The sequence below is a fragment of the Candidatus Binatia bacterium genome (assembly GCA_036563615.1).
Taxonomy (GTDB): domain Bacteria; phylum Desulfobacterota; class Binatia; order UBA12015; family UBA12015; genus DATCMB01.
The window spans coordinates 122837-141251 of record DATCMB010000013.1; the positions used below are offsets into that span (position 1 = coordinate 122837).

The following is an 18415-nucleotide window of genomic DNA, read 5'->3' on the forward strand; positions in this document are numbered from 1 at the left end:
GTGCGACGTCCGCGCGGGGTTCGATCGCTCGTCCCGCGTGGAGCCGCGCGTCGTGAGCGCCGCGAAGCGTCTCCCCGGCCTGTCGGCGTCCTTTCCGGCGCACAACGAAGAGGACAACGTCGGGCCGATGATCGCCGATCTGCTGGCGGTTCTACCCGATGTCGCGGACCGCTTCGAGATCATCGTGGTCGACGACGGCTCGCGCGACGCGACCTACCAGCGCGCCTCCGCGATCGCCGAGAACGATCCGCGCATCCGCGTCGTGCGCCATCCGGTGAACCGCGGCTATGGCGCGGCGGTGTGGACCGGCCTCAGCACGGGGACGCTCGAGTACGCGTTCTTCACCGACGGCGACCGCCAGTTCGACGTGCGTCAGATCACCGATCTCATCGCCAAGCTCGACGAGGGGTACGACGTCGTCGTCGGCTACCGCGTCGACCGCAAGGACAACGCGATCCGCATCGCCAACGCGCACGCCTGGAACTGGCTGATCCGGACGCTGCTGCACGTCCCGGTGCGCGACGTCGACTGCGCGTTCAAGCTGTTCGACCGTCGCGTGCTGCAGGGGCTGACGATCGAAGCGGGCGGCGCGATGTTCTCGGCCGAGCTGCTCGCGCGCCTCCAGGCGCGCGGCGCGCGCATCGTCGAGGTGCCCGTGCGCCACCTGCCGCGCGAGAAGGGACGCTCCTCGGGCGGCAACCCGCGCGTCATCGCGCGCGCCTTCTACGAGCTGTTCCGCCTGTACGGCAAGCTGCGCCGCGAGGCGGCGAGCGCCGCGCGCTAGGCGATCGCGCGCGCGGGACGATCGCGCGCCAGGATCACGCCGCCGCAGCAGCGATACGACGCCGACGAGCTGCGTCGCGCGCGAGAGCGGCCGCTGCGCGTGGGGGGCGAATCACGCCGTCGACGCGCCGGCACCGCGCAGCACGCGACACCGGCGCGTCGACGCGCGCGTCGTCAGCTGCCGGCCTGCAGCTCCGGATCGATGAGCGCCTTGAACGCGTCGAGCGACTGCGCGCCCGACAGACGGCGGCCGTTGATGAAGAAGGTCGGCGTCGAGTTCACGCCGATCGCCTCCGCCTCGGCGAGCGTCGCCTCGACGATCGGCTTGGTCTCGCCGGCGTCGTAGCACGCCTTCACCTTGGCCTCGTCGGCGCCCGCCTCCTTGGCGAGCTCGAGCAGCTTCGCGTCCGGATCCTCGTTCGGGATCTCCTTCTGCGCCTTGAACACCGCCGCGTGGTACTTCCAGTACGCGTCGTTGCCGGCGAGCTTGTAGACGCACAGCCCCATCACCGACGCGGGCTCCGCCCACGGATGGATCGAGGTCAGCGGGAACTGCTTGTAGATGAACGTGACCTTGTCGCCGTACTCCTTGAGCACCTCGCCCTGCACGATCTCCTCGGCGCGCGCGCAGAACGGGCACTGGAAGTCCGAGTACTCGACGATCGTCACCTTCGCGTCCGCCGGGCCGAGGCGCGGGTTGTCCGGGCCCGTGTCGATCTTGCTGATCACGTCCTGCACGGGATCGACCGTCAGATCGACGGGATCGGTGCGCAGGAACCAGCGGCCGTCGGAGGTGATCAGGAACGGCACGTCCTGCGACTGAGCGCCGCGCGAGAGGTGCAGCGTGCCGTCGGTCAAGCCGGTCACCTGGGACGGCTTGAGCTCGGTGACCTCCATGTTGACGTCGGGCGGGATCTGTCCGCTGTTGATGTAGTACCGCTTGATCAGCTCGGTGATCTTGCTCTTGTCGAGCGCCGCCGTGCCGCCCGCGGGCGCCGCGGCGGGCGCGTTGGCGGCCGGCGCGGGAGCCGCCGCCGTCGCCGCCGCCGGCTGGCTCGTCGGCGACTGCTTGGCCTCGTCCGAGCTCGGCTGCTGCGAGCACGCAACGATCGCGGCTGCCGCGATCGCGATCCAACGCTTGTCCATTCTCGACTCCTTCATCCGAAAGGGTTTCGTTCTATGAGCCCCGCTGATGGCGTGTCAAACGAGGACGAACGCCAGATCCTCGCTGCGCCCGACCGGCGGCGGCACGAGTCGTGCGCGCACACCGGTCGCATGACGGACCAGCGCGGCGGAATGCCGGAGCGTGGTCACGACCAGCTCGCCGTCGAGCACCTCGACGATCACCTCGCCGCGCGGCACGACGAAAACGCCGTCCGCGTCGCACGGCGCGAGCAGCGAGAACGCCTCCGCGAGGCCGACGATCCGCGCCACCGGAACGCCGAGCTCGGGCACCTCGGGTAGCGGATCCCGGAGGTCGCTCACCACCACCGCACCACGAAGACCGATCCCCGACGCCGTCGTGCCCCGCTCGTCGAGCAGACGCGCGAGGTCGGCTGCGCCGGCGGCATCGAGCACCACGAAATCTGGCTTGACACGCTGCCAGAAGTCGAACGCGGCGTCGCGCGGCGGCCCGCCGCCGATCGGCCCGACCGGCATGTCGAGCGCGCCGAGCGCCTGCGCCGCGTCCCCGACCACGAGCGCGCCCGGCGTCGCGAGCCCGCCGGGCAGGGTGTTGGTCTCGCGCCCGCCCGGCGCGAGACCGACGCTCGAAAGCGCGAGCGCGCCGACGCGCGACTCGAGCTCGAGATCGGCGGCGGTGAAGACGACCATCTCGAGCGGGCTCGTGCGCACCGGCACGCCGACGCGCACGAACTCCGACGCCGCGCGCCAGGTGCCGTACGGCGGGTGCGCCTGCTCGTCGGCCGCGAGCTCCTCGATGCGAAGCGGGGCGAGGCCGTCGAGCGTCTCGGGCGCGCGCACGTAGCCCGCCGCGCGCCAGCGCTCGCGCCAGAACGGCGAGCGCTCGAAGAGCTCGGCGAGGCGACGAGCGACGGCGCTCACGACAGCGCCTCCGCGCCGTCGGCACGGCGCTGCAGCGTACGGGTGGTCGATCCGGAGCAAGTGCTGAGCATGGTCTGGTCTCTTCTCTGCCTGATCCTGATGCGCGTGCCGATGCGCGCTGCGGCTTCGTCGCGCGGGCTCACCTCGGCTCGATGCGGAAGATCGTCCCGTCCTGGCTCACGACGTAGAGCTCGCCCGCCTCGTCCTCGCCGAACGAGGTCAGACCACGGATGCGTCGCTCGGGGTCGAGGAAATCGGTCAGCTCCAGGAGCTCGTCGGCGACGCCGTCGCGCCAGCGGAACGAGAACACGCGGTTCGAGCAGAAGTCGCCGAGCACGTAGCGGCCCACGAGTCCGGGGATCGCCTGGCCGCGGTAGACGTAGCCGCCGGTCACCGAGCACCCTTGGTCGCGCTCGTAGACGACGACCGGCAGCGTGAGACCGCTCGTGTCGCAGCCCCTCGGCGGGCGGAAGCAAAGGTCGCCCTCCATGATCGGCCAGCCGTAGTTGCGGCCGCCCTGCCCCGCCGGCTCGACGTCGATCTCCTCGACCGCGTTCTGCCCCACGTCCCCGATGTAGAGGTCGCCGGTCGCACGGTCGAACGAGAAGCGCCACGGATTGCGCAATCCGAAGTCCCACACGTCGGGGTCGCCGCCGACGACGTTGCCCGGCGGCGGCTCGGGGTAGCGGTCGACGTCGATGCGCAGGATCTTGCCGAGCTTGGAAGCGAGGTTCTGCGCGTTGTCGCGCGGGTCGCCCGCAGCACCCCCGTCACCGAGGCCGACGTAGAGCATGCCGTCGGGACCGAAGGCGAGCATGCCGCCGTTGTGGTTCGCGAACGGCTGCTCGACGGTGAAGAAGACGCGCACCGGGTCGGGCGACGCGACGTCGGGATCCGCCGAGCGCGCGAGCTCGACGACCTCGGTGTCGCCGTCGACGTTGGTATAGTTGACGAAGAAGCGTCCGTTCTCGGCGTAGTCGGGATGGAACGCGAGGCCGAGGAGCCCGCGCTCGCCGCAGCACGACACGCGCTGCGACAGATCGACGAACGGCGTCGGCAGCACGCCGCTCGCATCGACGATGCGGATGCGTCCGGTCTGCTCGACGACGTAGAGCCTGCCCGGATCGCCCGGCGCCGCGGTGACGAACAGCGGCTGGTCGAGCCCGGAGGCGATTTCCGAGAGGCGCACCGCGCGCGGATCCGGCGACACGGTCGGCCCCGGCGTCGCACCCGGCGTCGGCGTCGACGTCGGCGTGCCGGCCGACGGCGTCACGATCGGCGTCGGCGCGGGCGGCGCGTCGTCGTTCGAGCTCGAGCCGCCGCACCCGACGCCGAGCAGCGCGAGCGCGGCGACGCACGCGGGCAGCATCGCAACCCTTCGATCGAGCAGCATCACAGGTCCTCGCTCTTCTCACCGGCGGACGCCGGGAACGACCCGGTGAGACGGTCCGAGGGGTGGTGGAGAGCCCGGCTCGATCTAACTGCGTGAGCGCGCGCGGCGCAACAGCCTTGCGCGCCTGGCGTCACCGGGCGGCGGTGTGCCACAAGGAGCCGCATGACGGGGCTCTTGCTGCTCGGCGTCGTGGTCGCTGCCGTGCTGTGGGCGATCTTCGCCTACAACGCGCTGGTCGCGCTCAAGAACCGCGCCGACGCCGCCTGGAACCAGATCGACGTCCAGCTCAAGCGCCGGCACGACGTGGTGCCGAACCTGGTCGAGACCGTGCGCGGCGCGATGGAGTACGAGAAGGCGACGCTCGAGGCGGTGGTCGCGGCGCGCACCCGGGCCGTCGAGGCGCACACGCCCGCCGCGAGCGCGAGCGCCGAAGCGGGGCTGACGCAGGCGCTCAGCCGGCTGTTCGCGGTCGTCGAGCAATATCCCGAGCTCAAGGCGAACCAGAACGTGCTGCAGCTCCAGGAGGAGCTGACCAACACCGAGAACCTGATCTCGTTCGCGCGCCAGCACTACAACGACGTCGTCGCGCGCTACAACACGAAGCGCGAGAGCTTCCCGTCGAACCTGATCGCGAACCAGTTCGGCTTCGGGCCGCGCGAGTACTTCGAGATCGAGCCGGAGTCGCGGGCGGTGCCGAAGGTCGACCTGCGCGGCGTCGGCGCGCCGTCGTAAGTCGCCCCCGGGGCCCTGTTCGCACGACCTCGCCACGGGTGTATGCGTCAAGCTTCAGCGAACGCCGGCAACGGCCGAAAGGAAGGTCATGAAGCGCACCTCGGCATTGCTCCTCGCGGGCATCGCGTTCGCCCTGGCGGAGCGGAGCAATCCGCCGACGCCGCACGAGACGCCGCTGCTGCTCGCCGACATGGACATGGGTCCCGCCGGACCCGAGCTGGGCGGCTCGCAGGACGACATGGTGCTCGAGGACCCCGGCCATCTGCCGCCCGAGCCGAATATGGTCTTGACGGATCCCGGTCACGTCCCGCGCGAAGCGCAGATGGACGTCGACGATCCGGGCCACCTGCCGCCCGAAGCGAACATGGACGTCACCGATCCCGGTCACGTGCCGCCCGAGGCGAACATGGTGATCGAGCAGCCGCAGGACCTCGACCGGCAGGACGACATCATCGAGTGAGCGCAGCGCGCTCGGGCGGCCATGCCGGCTGAGGCAGTGGTCGCACGGCGCGCGCGGGCCGCGACCGCGCCATGATCGACTTCCACGCGGCCGCGGAAGCGAACCGCAGGCGCTCGCGCGCGCTGGTCGCGATCGTCGTCGGGCTCGCGCTGGTGGTCGGCATCACCTGCGACGTCCTGCTGCGCAGCTTCGTCGGCGGCGTGCCGCTGGTGAGCGTGCTGGCGCTCGTCGGGATGACGCTCGCGTTTCTCGTCGCGCGTGCCTTCGGCGACGCCGTCGTGCTGGCGTCGCTCGGCGCGCGTCCGCTCGACCCATCGAACCTCGAGCACAAGCAGCTCCAGAACATCGTGCACGAGATGGCGGTCGCGAGCGGGCTCCCTCTGCCACGCGTCATGGTGATCGACGATCCGGCGCCGAACGCGCTCGCCACCGGACGCGACCCCGAGCGTGCGACGATCGCGGTCACGTCGGGGCTCCTCGAGAAGCTCGATCGCGCGCAGACCCAGGGCGTGGTCGCGCACGAGATGGCGCACATCGGCAACCGCGACACCCGCCTCGGGGTGCTGGTCGCGGTGATGATCGGCGCGGTCGCCCTGCTCTCCGACGTCGCCTGGCGCGTGCGCTGGCAGCCGGCGCGCGGCGCGAGCCGTCACGGCGACGGTCGGCTCACGCCCATCCTGCCGCTGCTGCTCGTCGCGACCGCGCTCGCGCCGCTCGCCGGACGGCTCGCCGCGTTCGCGATCTCGCGCCAGCGCGAGTACCTGGCCGACGCGACCGCGGTCGAGCTGACGCGCAACCCGCTCGCGCTCGCGAGCGCGCTCGAGGTCATCGCGCAGGACCGCCGTCCGACCGAGCGCGGCACGCGCGGCACGGCGCACCTCTTCTTCGTGCGTCCGCACGCGCGCCGCGTCGACGAGCGCGAAGGTCGCTTCGCGAGCTGGTGGGCGACGCACCCGCCGATCGCCGAGCGCATCGCGCGTCTGCGCGCCATGGCGTACGAGAGGCGCGATGCATAGCTACGTCCTCACCCACCGCGTCTCGCACGCCGACGTCGACCTGCTCGGCGAGATCAAGGTGACGGCGCTGCTCGGGCTGCTCGAGCAGGCGGCCGTCGAGGCGTCGTGGGACTGCGGCTTCGACCCGGCCTGGTACACGCAGAACGGCCGCGTGTGGATCATCCGGCGCACGCGCCTCGAGCGTCGGCTGCCGGTCGGCGGCGGCGACGTGCTGCAGGTCGCGACGCACGTCCTCGACTGGCGCCGCGCGCGCTCGCTGCGCGCGTACGAAGTGCGGCTCGTCGCCCGCGACGCAGCGCCCCGCGACACGGCGCCGAAGACGCGCGAGGGCGACGACGCTAAGGTGGTCGCGGTCGCGACCACCGACTGGGTGTACTGCGACATGGCGAGCGGACGTCCGGCGAGCATCCCGGAGGAGATGCGACGCCGCTTCTCCGGCGACGGCGCGGTCACCACGCTGCCGCGCGCGGCGGCGCTGCCCGACGCAGGTCCCGGCGAGCCGGTCGCGATGCCGCTCACCGTGCGGCCGTCGCTCCTCGACCACGTGACGCACGTCAACAACGCGGCCTACGCAGGACTGCTCGAGGACGGCGCGTTCGAGCTGTTCGCCGCGCAGGGTCTCACCGTCGAGCGCATGCTCGAGCTCGGCGGCGCGCTGCGCGTGCGCGCGCTCGACGTCGAGTACCTGGACGACGCGGTCGCGGGCGATCGGCTGATGGTGCGCAGCTGGCGGCTCGACGGCGCGTCCGCGGACGCCGCCGCGGAGAGCGCGGAGAGGAAGACGGAGGCGACGGGCGCCGAGAGCGGGCGTCCGCGCGACGCACAGCTCCTGCAGACCATCGAGCGCGCGGGCGGCGGCCGCATCCTGCGCGCGCGCAGCGAGTGGACGTGGCGTCAGCGCCCCGCGGTGCTGGGAGGCGTGCCGCCCGCCTGACGGCGGCGCGCGCGAAACCGCGCGGCGTCACGCACGCCAGACGTGCCGGCCGGGCACGCCCTGCTCGCCGTCACGCGCACGAGGCTTGCCGACCACGCGCAATTGCGTAGAGTCCTCGCGTGGCCAGCTTCTCGATCCTCTCGACCGCGCTCCTCGTCGTCGTCGGCTTTTTTGCCTGGTCGTTTCTCGAGTACCTGATCCACGGCCTGATGTCGCACCGCTGGCGGACGTTCGCGTCGCCGCTGCACTGGGAGCATCACCGCGAGCCGCATCGCGTCTTCACCTCGGTGCTGGTGTGGGCGCCGTCGGGCTTGCTGCTGTTCCTGCTGCTGGCGGCGGTGCTCGGCTGGCAGGCCGCGGGCGCGCTCTCGGGCGGCATCCTGATCGGATTCTTGCGCTACGAGTACGTGCACTGGAGGATCCACTTCCGCGCGCCGCGCACGGCGCGTCAGGAGCTGCTGCGTCGCCACCACCTGGCGCACCACTTCCGCAACCCGAAGGCGTACCACGGCGTGACGACGCGCTTCTGGGACCGCGTCTTCGGCACGCTGCCCGCGTCGTACGCGGAGGACTACGCGCGCGTCGCGCACCACCCGCCGCTCGTGGGCAAGAGCAACTTTGGCAGCCTATGGCCGCGTCGCGCATGACGTGCGGCAGCGCAGCTTGCCGTAACCCGACGTTCACCTAGACTCGATTGCGGCTCGAGCGAGCGGGAGGGGCAGATGGCAATCGATTTCTCCGGTCGGTGGTACAACCAGCACGGCTCCACGATGGATCTGCAGGTCGACTCGCGTGGACGGGTCACCGGCACGTACCGGACGAAGGTCGGGACGCCGAAGCCCAGCGCCGAGTTCGAGCTGGTCGGCTTCGTCGCGGGCGACCTCATCGCCTTCACCGTCAACTTCGGCGATCACGGCACGCTCACCTCGTGGACCGGTCAGCACACCGAGAACGAGCGCGGCGAGGGCGAGATCCGCACGCTCTGGCACCTCGCGCGCAACATCCCAGACTCCGACGAGCCGGCGAAGCTCTGGTCGGGTCTGTGGTCGGGCTGCGACATCTTCCGCCGCGCCGAGCCGAGCACGGCGGAGTCCGAGCGGGTGAGGACGCTGCCCTCGCACCCGCTCGACTAGACGTTTCGCCCGATCGCGTCTGCGGCCGCGCGTGCGCGGCCACGCGGCTACGGCCGCGCGCCGCGCACCTCGATCGGCTGCAGCACGCTGCGCGTCACCGGGAACTCCTCCTCGTTCCAGGCGACGACGAAGCCGCCCGCCGACGTCACGGCGAGCGCCGGTGACCACGCCTTCATCGCGCTCGAGAGCTGCTCGAGCGGACCGAAGGTCTCGCCGCCGTCGGTGCTCGCGCGCGCGACGATGCGGCGGCGCACCGCGGTCGAGTCCTCCCACACGACCAGCACGCGGCCGTCGGCGGTGACGCCGAGCCGCACGTGGTCGGGGATCGAGCCCTCGGAGCGGTCGAGCCGCTGCGGCGTGCCGAAGGTCTTGCCGTCCGTCGAGGTCGCGAACAGCAGCGCGGGACGCCCCTCGCGGCCCTCGGTGTACCAGGCGGCGTAGATCTTGCCGCGCGCGTCGATGCCGACCGCGCCGCCGCGATGCGGGCACGCGGGCATCTTCCAGCGATCCTCGTTGACGCGCACCGCGGGCGTGAACGTGCGCCCGTCGTCGTCGGATGCGGCGAGCACCATGTCGCGCACCTGATCGGGGAAGTCCTTGCGCCACAGCACCGCGGCACGCTTGCCGCGCGCCCCGACCGCGACCCGGCAGCAGACGCAGGTCTCGCTGCCGAGCTGCTCGGTCGCGTCGACGCGGCGGCCGCGATCGCCGACGCGCGCGACGTACGTGCCCGCCTTGTTCCAGCCGTCGCGGCTGTCGATCCACGACACGAGCACGTCGCCGTCGCCCGCGACCGCGAGGTCGTCGAACGAGTGCGAGATCGGGCGATCCTCGTTCACGCGCAGCGGCGGCTCGAAGGTGCGTCCGCCGTCGAGCGAGCGCGAGAGCCGCAGGTCGGACGCGAACAGCGTGCCTTCGGGCTTTGGCTTGACGGACGACCAGGTCACGTAGACCTCGCCCTGGGGACCGATCGCGAGCGCCGGCGCCTGGTGGAGGGCGTCGACCGGCAGATCGGGCGGGTCGACGCGCACCGGCTTGGCGTCCTTCTCGCCAGGTGCGACGACCCAGAGGTGATTGACCTCGCCCTCGGCCGCGATCCAGGCGAGGAGCGGCGTGCCGTCGGCGCGTGCCGCGACCGCGGGCGCCGAGATCGACACGTGCGGGCCGCGCCCCGCGTGCGTCCACGCGAGACGCTCGCCGCGCACGAGCTCCGGCGCGCCGGCCGTCGCGGCGTCGCTCGTATCCGCGGCCGCGCGGCTCCTCACCGCGGCCGCGCTCCTCGCAGACGTCGCGGCGACGAGCACGCCGGCCGCGGTGCCGCTCGCGGCCGCGACGAGCGCGACCGCGAGCAGCGAACGACGGGTCGATCGGGGCACTGCCCTCACATCCAGCTCCATTGCACGCCGCCGTAGAACGAGCGGCCATCGCCCGGATAGAAGTACGTGCCGCTTCCGCTGTCCACCTCGACCGCGGAGACGTAGTCGACGTCGTTCAGGTTGCGCGCCTCGAAGAAGATCTCGAGGTTCCACGGTGCGTAGAGCCAGCCGGTGCGGAAGTTGGCGAGCGCGTAGCCCGGCGCGCTCACCGTGTTCTCGCTGTTCACGGCGTAGCTCGACGGCACCGCCTCGTAGCCCGGCGCGATCCAAAAGCCCGACGCCGTCTCCCAGCGCAGCTCACCGGCGAGGAAGACCTCGGGCAGGCCGGGCAGCATGTTGTCGCCGTACGTCGGATCGTCGACGAAGCGGAAGTCGCCGAACGTCAAGTTGTGGACGAAGCGCACGCGGTCCTCGACGCCGGCCAGGCCGAGCGCGGCGGCGAGATTGCGCACCAGCGTGACGTCGGTGCCGAGCTCGACGCCGGTGTGCCGCGAGCGCGGGATGTTCTGGTAGCGCGGGATGGTGAACGGCGCGCCGGGGAACGGCTGCACGTTCACGTTCTGGATCTCGTTCCAGAGCTCGACGTCGTAGACCGACAGATCCCAGCGCAGGCGCTCGTCGAACGCGACGCCGCGCGTGCCGATCTCGAACTGCCACGCGTTCTGCGCCTTCAGATCGTCGATGCTGCCGTCGATGTTGCCGGGCGCGGTGAGCTCGAGGAGCAGCGGCGGCTCGACCGCGTTGTTCGCGTTGGCGTAGACCTGGATCGTCGGCGTCGCCTGCCAGAGCAGCCCGAAGCGCGGCGTGAGCTCGACGAAGTCGACCGTTCCCGTGATGCCGGTCGGCTCGTCGAGCTTCGGACGTACTTGACGGCGCGCCCACTGCACGCGCCCGCCGAGGAACAGCGTCAGGTCTTCCGTCAAGTAGAACTGCTCCTCGCCGTAGAGCCCGACGTTGGTCGCCTCGTTGCGGTCGTCCTTGATCTTCTCCTCGCGGACGCCGCCCGCGTTCGCGTACTGCCGGTCGGCCATCCAGGTGCCGGAGTACTGGAGGCCGATCGTCAAGCGGTTCGGCTGACCGAGGAACGGCAGCTCGTTCAGGTAGCGCAGCTCCGTGCCCCAGTTGAACGTCCGGTCGTCGATGATCGCGAACGGCAGCGGGTGGTCGAGGTCCTGGTAGCTGAACTGCGCGAGCCACTCGATGAGCTGCGCGTCCCCGATCGGACGCCGCCAGGTGAGCGCCGGGAAGAAGAAGTTGTAGTTGCGCTCCGCGCCCTGCTCGACGTACTCGGGGTTCGCCTGCGTCGGGTTCTGCTCGAACTGCTCGCGCGTCAGCGGACCCGGCAGCGTCTCCTTGACGTTCGCGTAGATGAAGTCGAGGCGCAGCGAGCCGTTCTCGCCGAGATCCCAGCCGACGTTCGAGTAGCCGCGTCGGCGCACCTGCTGGCTGTGCGAGCGGTAGCCGTGCAGCTCGGTGTCGGCGAGGCCGATGTAGCCGTCGAAGGGCTCGCTAACGAACGCGCCGCTGAGCGCGTTCTTGAAGTAGTCGAACGAGCCGAACTCGCTGCGGATCGAGAACGTCGGCGCGTCGCGTCCGGTGAAGGTGACGAAGTCGAGCGCGCCGCCGAGCGTGTTCGCGCCGTAGCGCAGCGCGTTCGCGCCCTTGTAGATCTCGATGCGCTTGACGGACCAGAGCTCGATCGACTCGAAGTCCGAGAAGCCGTCCGCGTTGCCGTAGGGGAACGAGTTCAGCAGCAGGTTGACGCCGCGGACGTGAAAGTTGTTGCGGATGCCGGAGCCGCGGATCGAGAGCTGCGACTCCTCGGATCCGAAGCGCGGCCGCACGAGCACGCCGGGCACGAACTCGAGCGCATCGCGCAGGTTCGAGGTGCGCGCTTCGCGGATCTCCTCCTCGGTGACGAGCTCGACGCCGCCGGGCGTGCGGTCGAGCTCGCGCTCGGCCTGCGCGTCGCTCTGCAGGCGGTCGTCGGGAAGACGGTGGGCCTCGACCACCGTCGGCTCGATCAGAATGGGTTCTCGTTGCGGTTCTTGTTGCGCGCGCGCGGACGGGGTGATGCCCGCAACGACGCAAGCGATCATCGCGGCGAGCGCGCAGACGTACGCCACGCGCGCCGCGCCAGGTCTCCTCTTCATGCCAATGCTCCCCGCCGCGGTGGACGGACGCCTCCCCGCGGCTCTCCCGTTCGCTGAAGACACTCGGGCCGGCGAGCGGCCCGCGACGTTGAGCGATCAGGAAAGGAGCTGGCGTGGCGGCTGGGTCGGAGGGTCGTCCGCGACGCGCGTCGAGGACGGCGTCGCGACGACGACGAGCGGGATCGCGTCGAGCACCGGCACCACCGCGGGCGGCTGCGCGACCACGCCGACCGGCAGGACGCGCGCGATGCTCGGGTCCATGTGGCCGCAGGTCCCGCTGATGCAGGGCCCGTCGTCGGTGGAGCGTGCGGCGTCGAGCGGACGCCCGTGCTCGCGGTGGCAGTCGCCGCTCGCGCCGTGCCCGTCGTGCTGGCTCGCGGCGTCGGCGTCGGCGTGCAGCGCATGCTGCGCCGCGTGCCCGTCCTGGTGCGCTGCGTGCTGCGACGGACCGTGCGCGGCGTGCTGCGACGCGCCGTGTGCAGCGTGCTCGTGCGCGGCGTGCGCCGCCGCACCATGCCCGCCGTGCGGGTCGTGCAGGGCCGCATCGTGCGCACCGTGCCCGTCGTGCTGCGCCCCACGCTCCGCGCCGACGCTCGTCGCGCGCGCGTGCATCGGGCAGTCCGGAGGACAGCTCAGGCACTCGGCGATGCTCGCCGCCGGTCCCGCGAAGGTCATGACCAGCGTCAGCAGCCAGGCGAGCAGCGTGCGCACGGACCTCATCGGACCGCGACCGTGCTACCACGCGAGCATCGCGCCCTGCAACCGCTGACGCCTGGGCGACATGAGCTTCTGCGTCGCGCCGGAAGCTCGCTGGAAACCCCGCAGGGTGCGATGTACACGACCGCTCGTGCGCTTCACCCAGCTCCTCGCCCCGACGCTCAAGGACGACCCGGCCGACGCCGAGGTCGTGAGCCACAAGCTGCTCGTCCGCGCCGCGATGATCCGTCAGGTGGCGCGCGGCATCTACGACTTCCTGCCGCTCGGCCTGCGCGTGCTGCGCAACGTCGAGAACATCGTGCGCGCCGAGCTCGACGCCGCGGGCTGCCAGGAGATCCTGATGCCCGCGATCTGCCCGGCCGAGCTCTGGCAGGAGAGCGGGCGCTGGGACCGCTACGGCAAGGAGCTGCTGCGCATCAAGGACCGACACGAGCGCGAGTTCTGCTTCGGCCCGACGCACGAGGAGGTGGTCACCGACATCGTGCGCAAGTCGGTGCGCTCGTACCGCGACCTGCCGAAGAACCTCTACCAGATCCAGACCAAGTTCCGTGACGAGATCCGGCCGCGCTTCGGCCTCATGCGCGGCCGCGAGTTCCTGATGAAGGACGGCTACTCGTTCCACGTCGACCGCGCGGACTGCGAGCGCGAGTACCGTCACATGTACGCGACCTACGAGCGCATCTTCGAGCGCTGCGGGCTGCGCTTCCGCGCCGTCGAGGCCGACACCGGCGCGATCGGCGGCAGCATGAGCCACGAGTTCCAGGTGCTCGCCGACTCGGGCGAGGACGCGATCGTCGCCTGCACGAGCTGCAGCTACGCGGCGAACGTCGAGAAGGCGGAGCTGCCGCCGCCCGACGCGCCCGCGGGCGGCACGAGCGAGGCGCTGCGCAAGGTCGAGACGCCGGGCCAGCGGACGATCGAGGAGGTGTCGGCGTTCCTCGGCATCGCGCCCGAGCGCTTCATCAAGACGCTCGTCTTCGTCGCCGACGAGGGCGAGACGGTGGTCGCGCTCGTGCGCGGCGACCACCAGATCTCGGAGGCGAAGCTCAAGCTCGCGATCGGCGCGCAGTGGGTCGCGCTCGCCGACGCCGAGACCGTGCAGCGCACGACGGGCGCGTCGGTCGGCTTCGCGGGACCGGTCGGCCTGCGCGCGAAGATCGTCGCCGACCACGCGCTGCGCGGCATCCGCGGCGCGGTGACCGGCGCGAACGAGGACGACGCGCACCTGGTCGGCGTCGAGCACGGCCGCGACTTCGGCGACGGCGTGACCTTCGCCGATCTGCGTCAAGCCAAAGCCGGCGACCGCTGCCCGCGCTGCGAGAAGGGCGTCTACGAGGAGCACCGCGGCATCGAGGTCGGGCAGGTCTTCTACCTCGGCACCAAGTACTCGAAGCCGCTCGGCGCGACCTTCCTCGACGCGAACGGCCAGGAGCACCCGATCGAGATGGGCACCTACGGCATCGGCGTGTCGCGCACGATGGCGGCGGCCGTCGAGCAGAACCACGACGCCGACGGCATCATCTGGCCGCTGCCGCTCGCGCCCTACCCGGTCGAGATCGTCGCCACCTCGGTCAGCGACACGGCGGTGCGCAAGGCCGCGGAGAAGCTCTACGGCGAGCTGCGCGGCGCGGGCGTCGAGCCGCTGCTCGACGACCGCGACGAGCGTCCCGGCGTCAAGTTCAAAGACGCCGACCTGATCGGCATCCCGCTGCGCGTCACCGTCGGCCAGAAGGGCCTCGGCAAGGGCGTCGTCGAGCTCAAGGACCGCAAGGACAAGACGGTGGTCGAGCTGCCCGTCGGCGAGGCCGCGGCGCGGCTGCGCGAGACGATCGCGCAGGGAACGCGCGGGTGAGCGTGCGTCGCGCGACGCGCACGCGCAGCGACGCCGCGCGTAACGTCGGCGTGCGCTCGCGGCTCATCGTCGGGCTCGACGTCTCGACGCTCGAGGAAGCGGAGCACTACGTCGACCTGCTGCGCGGCGAGGTCGGCGCGTTCAAGGTCGGCAAGCAGCTCTTCGTGCGCACCGGACCGGCCGTCATCCGCATGATCCACGAGCGCGGCGAGCGCGTCTTCCTCGACCTCAAGTTCCACGACATCCCGCGCACCGTCGCGCACGCCGGCGTCGAGGCGACGCGGCTCGGCGTCTGGATGTTCAACGTGCACGCGTCGGGCTCGTTCGAGATGATGCGCGCGACGGTCGAGGAGGTGAATCGTGCGTGCCGACGCGAGGGTCTCGCGCGGCCGAAGATCCTCGCGGTCACCGTCCTGACCAGCCTGTCGCGCGACGATCTCAAGCGGGTCGGCGTGCAGTCGGCCGTCGAGTCGCAGGTCGTGCGCCTCGCGCGTCTCGCGCGCGAGGCGAAGATGGACGGCGTGGTCGCGTCGCCGCACGAGATCGCGCGCATCCGGCGCGAGTGCGGTCCGCGCTTCCTCATCGTCACACCCGGCGTGCGACCGAAGGAAGCCGACTGGAACGACCAGAAGCGCGTCATGACGCCCGGCGAGGCGATCCGCGCCGGCGCCGACCACATCGTGGTCGGCCGCCCGATCCTGCAGGCGAAGGATCCGGTGCAGGCGGCGCGCGACATCGTCGCCGAGATGGAGCGCGCGTTCGTCGCGCGCCGTCCGGGCTCGCGTCGGCTGACCGCCGTGCGCTGAAGCGCGCCGACGTGCGCGGGCGACGCGCGCGGAGCGCGTCGGCGCGAACGGCCAACGACGCACGGACGCGCCGACGCACGCGCGACAACACGGCGCTGCTCGCGCGACGAAGTTGCGGGCGCGTCGCGTGACCGGCAAGCTCCGCGGGATGCGTCGTCTGCTTCTCGCGCTCCTCGTGCTCGTCGTCGGGGTCGCCGCCTCGCCCACGAAAGCGGGTGCCGCGCAGACCTACGCCGAGCAGGTCGTCGAGCGCACGCTCGACAACGGTCTCAAGATCCTCATGCTGCCCGACCACAAGGCGCCGGTCGCGGTCGTGCAGGTGTGGTACCGCGTCGGCGCGCGCAACGAGCTGCCGGGTCTCACCGGGCTGTCCCACATGCTCGAGCACATGATGTTCAAGGGCACGCTCAAGCACGGGCCGGAGGAGTACTCGCGCATCATCTCACGCAACGGCGGCAACGAGAACGCCTTCACCAGCGACGACGCGACGACGTACTTCGCGACCCTCGCGTCGGATCGCATCGCCGTCGAGGTCGAGCTCGAGGCCGACCGCATGCGCAACCTCGTGCTCAGCGAGGAGCTCTTCGAGCCCGAGCGCAACGTGGTCGCCGAGGAGCGCCGGCTGCGGGTCGACAACAACCCGATCGCCTTCATGTTCGAGTCGCTCAACGCGGCGACCTTCCTCGAGCACCCGTACCGTCAGCCGGTGATCGGCTGGGCGACCGACATCGAAGGCTGGACGCTCGCCGATCTGAAGCGCCACTACGACACCTACTACCAGCCGAACAACGCGTTCCTGGTCGCCGTCGGCGACTTCGATCCGCAGGCGTTCGGCGATCTCGTCGCGAAGGAGTTCGGCGTCTACCCGCGCGCCGCGGACCCGCCGCCGGTGCGCGCCAAGGAGCAGAAGCCGCGCGGCGAGCGTCGCGTGTACGTCGAGCGTCCCGCGCGCCTGCCGTTCGTCGCGATCCAGTACGTCGTGCCGAACCTGCACCACCCCGACGCGCCGGCGCTCGAGATGCTCGAGAGCGTGCTGAGCAACGGCAAGAGCTCGCGGCTCTACCAGCGGCTCGTGCGCGAGAAGCGCGTCGCGCTCGACGCCGGCGCGAGCTACTCGCGCACCGCGGTGGACGACAAGACCTTCACGCTGTCCGCGCAGCCGCAGCCGGGCGTCAGCGCGGACGACCTCGAGAAGGCGCTCCTCGCCGAGATCGAGGCGCTGCAGAACGAGCCGCCGTCTGCGGACGAGCTGGCGCGCGCCAAGGCGCAGGTCGAGGCGGCGTTCGTCTTCGCGCAGGACTCGATGTTCTACCGCGCGCTGCTGCTCGGCACGTACGAGCTCGCGGGCGGCTGGCGGCAGATCGACGAGTTCCTGCCGCAGATCGCCAAGGTCACGCCCGAGGACGTGCAGCGGGTCGCGCGTGAGTACTTGACGCCGATCAACCGCACGGTCGGCGTGCTCGTGCCGCTGCCGACCGACGACTCGGCGCCGGTCGAGCGCATGCCTGCGGAGCCGATGACGTGAGGTCGACCGTGACGGCGAGGAAGCACATGCAGCTCGCAGGACGAACGCGCCGCGCGCGGATCTCTGCGTTTCGCAGCGCGCGCGGCGTCGGCACGAAGCCGACGTTGCTCGCGCTGCTGGCGATCGCGGCGCTGCAGGCCGCGCTCGCGACGCCGGCCGCCGCGGCCGGCCCCGAGGTCGAGCGCGCGAAGCTCGCCAACGGGCTGCGTCTCGTCATGTCGACGCAGCGCTCGGTGCCGATCGTCGCGATCAACTGCCTGGTCGACGGCGGCGCGCGCGTCGATCCGCCGGGCAAGGCGGGGCTCGCGAGCCTCACCGGCTCGCTGCTCTCCGAGGGCACCAAGGGCCGCACCTCGGAGGAGATCTCGCGTCTGATCGACTCGCTCGGCGGCTCGTTCGGCACCGGCGGCTCGAGCGACTGGATCAGCGCGAGCGCGGCGGTCCTGTCGCGCGACTTCGAGACCGGCCTCGACCTCGTCGCGCGCAGCCTGCGCGAGCCGACCTTCCCGCCCGAGGAGGTCGAGCGGCGGCGCAAGGAGACGCTCGGCGAGCTCGAGGCGGACGAGGACCAGCCCGGCGTCGTCGCGCAGCGCGCCTTCCGCAAGACGCTCTACGGCGACGCGCCCTACGGACATCCCGTCGACGGCACGCCGGAGACGGTCGCGAAGCTGACGCGCGAGGACGTGGTCGAGTTCCATCGCAACCAGATCACGCCCGCGCGCACGATCTGCGCGATCGTCGGCGACGTCGCGACGAGCGAGATGAAGGCGGTCGCCGAGAAGCTGCTCGGGAGCTGGACGGGCAGCGGCGAGGGCTACGATCCGAAGCCCGCGGAGGCGCCGCCGGCAACCTCCGTCGTCGTCGACCGTCCGGTGACGCAGGCCAACATCGTGATCGGCCAGATCGGCGTCGCGCGCAGCAATCCGGACTACTTCTCGATCCTCCTGATGAACCACGTCCTGGGCGGCGGCGGGTTCACGTCGCGGCTCATGCAGACGGTGCGCACCAAGGGCGGGCTCGCCTACTCGGTGTCGAGCCACTTCGAGGGCAACAAGCTGCCGGGACCGTTCCAGGTCGCGCTGCAGACCAAGGTCGAGAGCGCGGCGGAGGCGATCAAGCTCGTGCGCGACGAGATCGCCAAGCTGCACGCCGAAGGCGCGACCGAGGCCGAGCTCGAGGCGGCGAAGGATTACCTGACGGGCAGCTTCCCGCTGCGCCTCGACTCGATCGGCAAGCTCGCGGGCTTCCTCGTCCAGGTCGAGTACTTCGGGCTCGGCGACGACTACATCGAGCGCTACCCTGAGCGCGTGCGTGCGGTGACGCTCGAGGACGTGCGCGCGGCGGCGAAGAAGTACCTGCACCCGAACGATCTCGTGCAGGTCGTCGTCGGTCCCGCGGCGCAGCTCGCCGAGCAGGGGATCGTCGGCACGGCGGCGCACGCACGACCGGCGACGAAGCAGGACTGATCACC

At 71.4% G+C, this 18415-nt stretch carries 17 protein-coding genes; 11 read left to right on the top strand and 6 right to left on the bottom strand.

Translation table 11 applies throughout. The features are described 5' to 3' along the window. Window positions 1-52 precede the first annotated feature (52 nt). A complete protein-coding gene (locus tag VIS07_10230) occupies window positions 53-784 on the top strand; it encodes a glycosyltransferase family 2 protein (protein HEY8515877.1) in 732 nt (243 codons plus the stop codon). Window positions 785-957: 173 nt separating this feature from the next. Here VIS07_10230 and VIS07_10235 read toward each other — a convergent pair whose 3' ends face one another. The 3 genes from VIS07_10235 to VIS07_10245 all read right to left on the bottom strand — a co-directional run bounded on the left by VIS07_10235 (window position 958) and on the right by VIS07_10245 (window position 4240). Next, a complete protein-coding gene (locus tag VIS07_10235) occupies window positions 958-1929 on the bottom strand; it encodes a DsbA family protein (protein HEY8515878.1) in 972 nt (323 codons plus the stop codon). A 54-nt stretch (window positions 1930-1983) separates the two neighbouring features. After that, window positions 1984-2847: a hypothetical protein gene (locus tag VIS07_10240; protein ID HEY8515879.1), complete on the bottom strand. Its 864-nt coding sequence runs from the start codon at window positions 2845-2847 to the stop codon at window positions 1984-1986. A 139-nt stretch (window positions 2848-2986) separates the two neighbouring features. Further along, complete coding sequence (locus VIS07_10245; protein ID HEY8515880.1) at window positions 2987-4240, bottom strand: PQQ-dependent sugar dehydrogenase; 1254 nt, start codon at window positions 4238-4240, stop codon at window positions 2987-2989. 162 nt (window positions 4241-4402) lie between these two features. Between VIS07_10245 and VIS07_10250 the strand changes: the two genes are divergently transcribed. The 6 genes from VIS07_10250 to VIS07_10275 all read left to right on the top strand — a co-directional run bounded on the left by VIS07_10250 (window position 4403) and on the right by VIS07_10275 (window position 8515). Next, window positions 4403-4972 carry a LemA family protein gene (locus tag VIS07_10250; protein HEY8515881.1) on the top strand — a complete coding sequence of 190 codons (570 nt, stop codon included), beginning with the start codon at window positions 4403-4405 and terminating at the stop codon, window positions 4970-4972. Between the two features lie 88 nt (window positions 4973-5060). Beyond that, on the top strand, window positions 5061-5432 hold the full coding sequence (locus VIS07_10255; GenBank protein ID HEY8515882.1) for a hypothetical protein: 372 nt from the start codon (window positions 5061-5063) through the stop codon (window positions 5430-5432). A gap of 71 nt (window positions 5433-5503) precedes the next feature. Beyond that, entirely contained in the window at window positions 5504-6448 is a 945-nt protein-coding gene (locus VIS07_10260; protein HEY8515883.1) for a M48 family metallopeptidase, read from the top strand. Then, window positions 6441-7382 carry a thioesterase family protein gene (locus tag VIS07_10265; GenBank protein HEY8515884.1) on the top strand — a complete coding sequence of 314 codons (942 nt, stop codon included), beginning with the start codon at window positions 6441-6443 and terminating at the stop codon, window positions 7380-7382. The genes VIS07_10260 and VIS07_10265 overlap by 8 nt, the downstream gene beginning before the upstream one ends. 119 nt (window positions 7383-7501) lie before the next feature. Further along, window positions 7502-8029 carry a sterol desaturase family protein gene (locus tag VIS07_10270; GenBank protein ID HEY8515885.1) on the top strand — a complete coding sequence of 176 codons (528 nt, stop codon included), beginning with the start codon at window positions 7502-7504 and terminating at the stop codon, window positions 8027-8029. 75 nt (window positions 8030-8104) lie between these two features. Next, on the top strand, window positions 8105-8515 hold the full coding sequence (locus VIS07_10275) for an avidin/streptavidin family protein (protein HEY8515886.1): 411 nt from the start codon (window positions 8105-8107) through the stop codon (window positions 8513-8515). A 47-nt stretch (window positions 8516-8562) separates the two neighbouring features. On the opposite strand, the gene VIS07_10280 is transcribed toward VIS07_10275, so the two are convergent. The 3 genes from VIS07_10280 to VIS07_10290 all read right to left on the bottom strand — a co-directional run bounded on the left by VIS07_10280 (window position 8563) and on the right by VIS07_10290 (window position 12764). Beyond that, complete coding sequence (locus VIS07_10280) at window positions 8563-9891, bottom strand: sialidase family protein (protein ID HEY8515887.1); 1329 nt, start codon at window positions 9889-9891, stop codon at window positions 8563-8565. A 5-nt stretch (window positions 9892-9896) separates the two neighbouring features. Continuing rightward, window positions 9897-12044 (bottom strand): TonB-dependent receptor, encoded by a 2148-nt coding sequence (locus VIS07_10285; protein ID HEY8515888.1) that lies wholly within the window; start codon window positions 12042-12044, stop codon window positions 9897-9899. Between the two features lie 96 nt (window positions 12045-12140). Further along, a complete protein-coding gene (locus tag VIS07_10290; protein HEY8515889.1) occupies window positions 12141-12764 on the bottom strand; it encodes a hypothetical protein in 624 nt (207 codons plus the stop codon). Between the two features lie 127 nt (window positions 12765-12891). Here VIS07_10290 and VIS07_10295 point away from each other — a divergent pair, with 127 nt between their 5' ends. The 4 genes from VIS07_10295 (at window position 12892) to VIS07_10310 (ending at window position 18410) form a co-directional block, all read left to right on the top strand. Further along, on the top strand, window positions 12892-14613 hold the full coding sequence (locus VIS07_10295; GenBank protein HEY8515890.1) for a proline--tRNA ligase: 1722 nt from the start codon (window positions 12892-12894) through the stop codon (window positions 14611-14613). Next, window positions 14610-15419 (top strand): orotidine-5'-phosphate decarboxylase, encoded by an 810-nt coding sequence (gene pyrF, locus VIS07_10300; GenBank protein HEY8515891.1) that lies wholly within the window; start codon window positions 14610-14612, stop codon window positions 15417-15419. The genes VIS07_10295 and pyrF overlap by 4 nt, the downstream gene beginning before the upstream one ends. Window positions 15420-15567: 148 nt before the next feature. Further along, window positions 15568-16944: a pitrilysin family protein gene (locus VIS07_10305; protein HEY8515892.1), complete on the top strand. Its 1377-nt coding sequence runs from the start codon at window positions 15568-15570 to the stop codon at window positions 16942-16944. 8 nt (window positions 16945-16952) lie between these two features. Continuing rightward, a complete protein-coding gene (locus VIS07_10310; protein ID HEY8515893.1) occupies window positions 16953-18410 on the top strand; it encodes a pitrilysin family protein in 1458 nt (485 codons plus the stop codon). The last annotated feature ends 5 nt before the right edge of the window (window positions 18411-18415 follow it).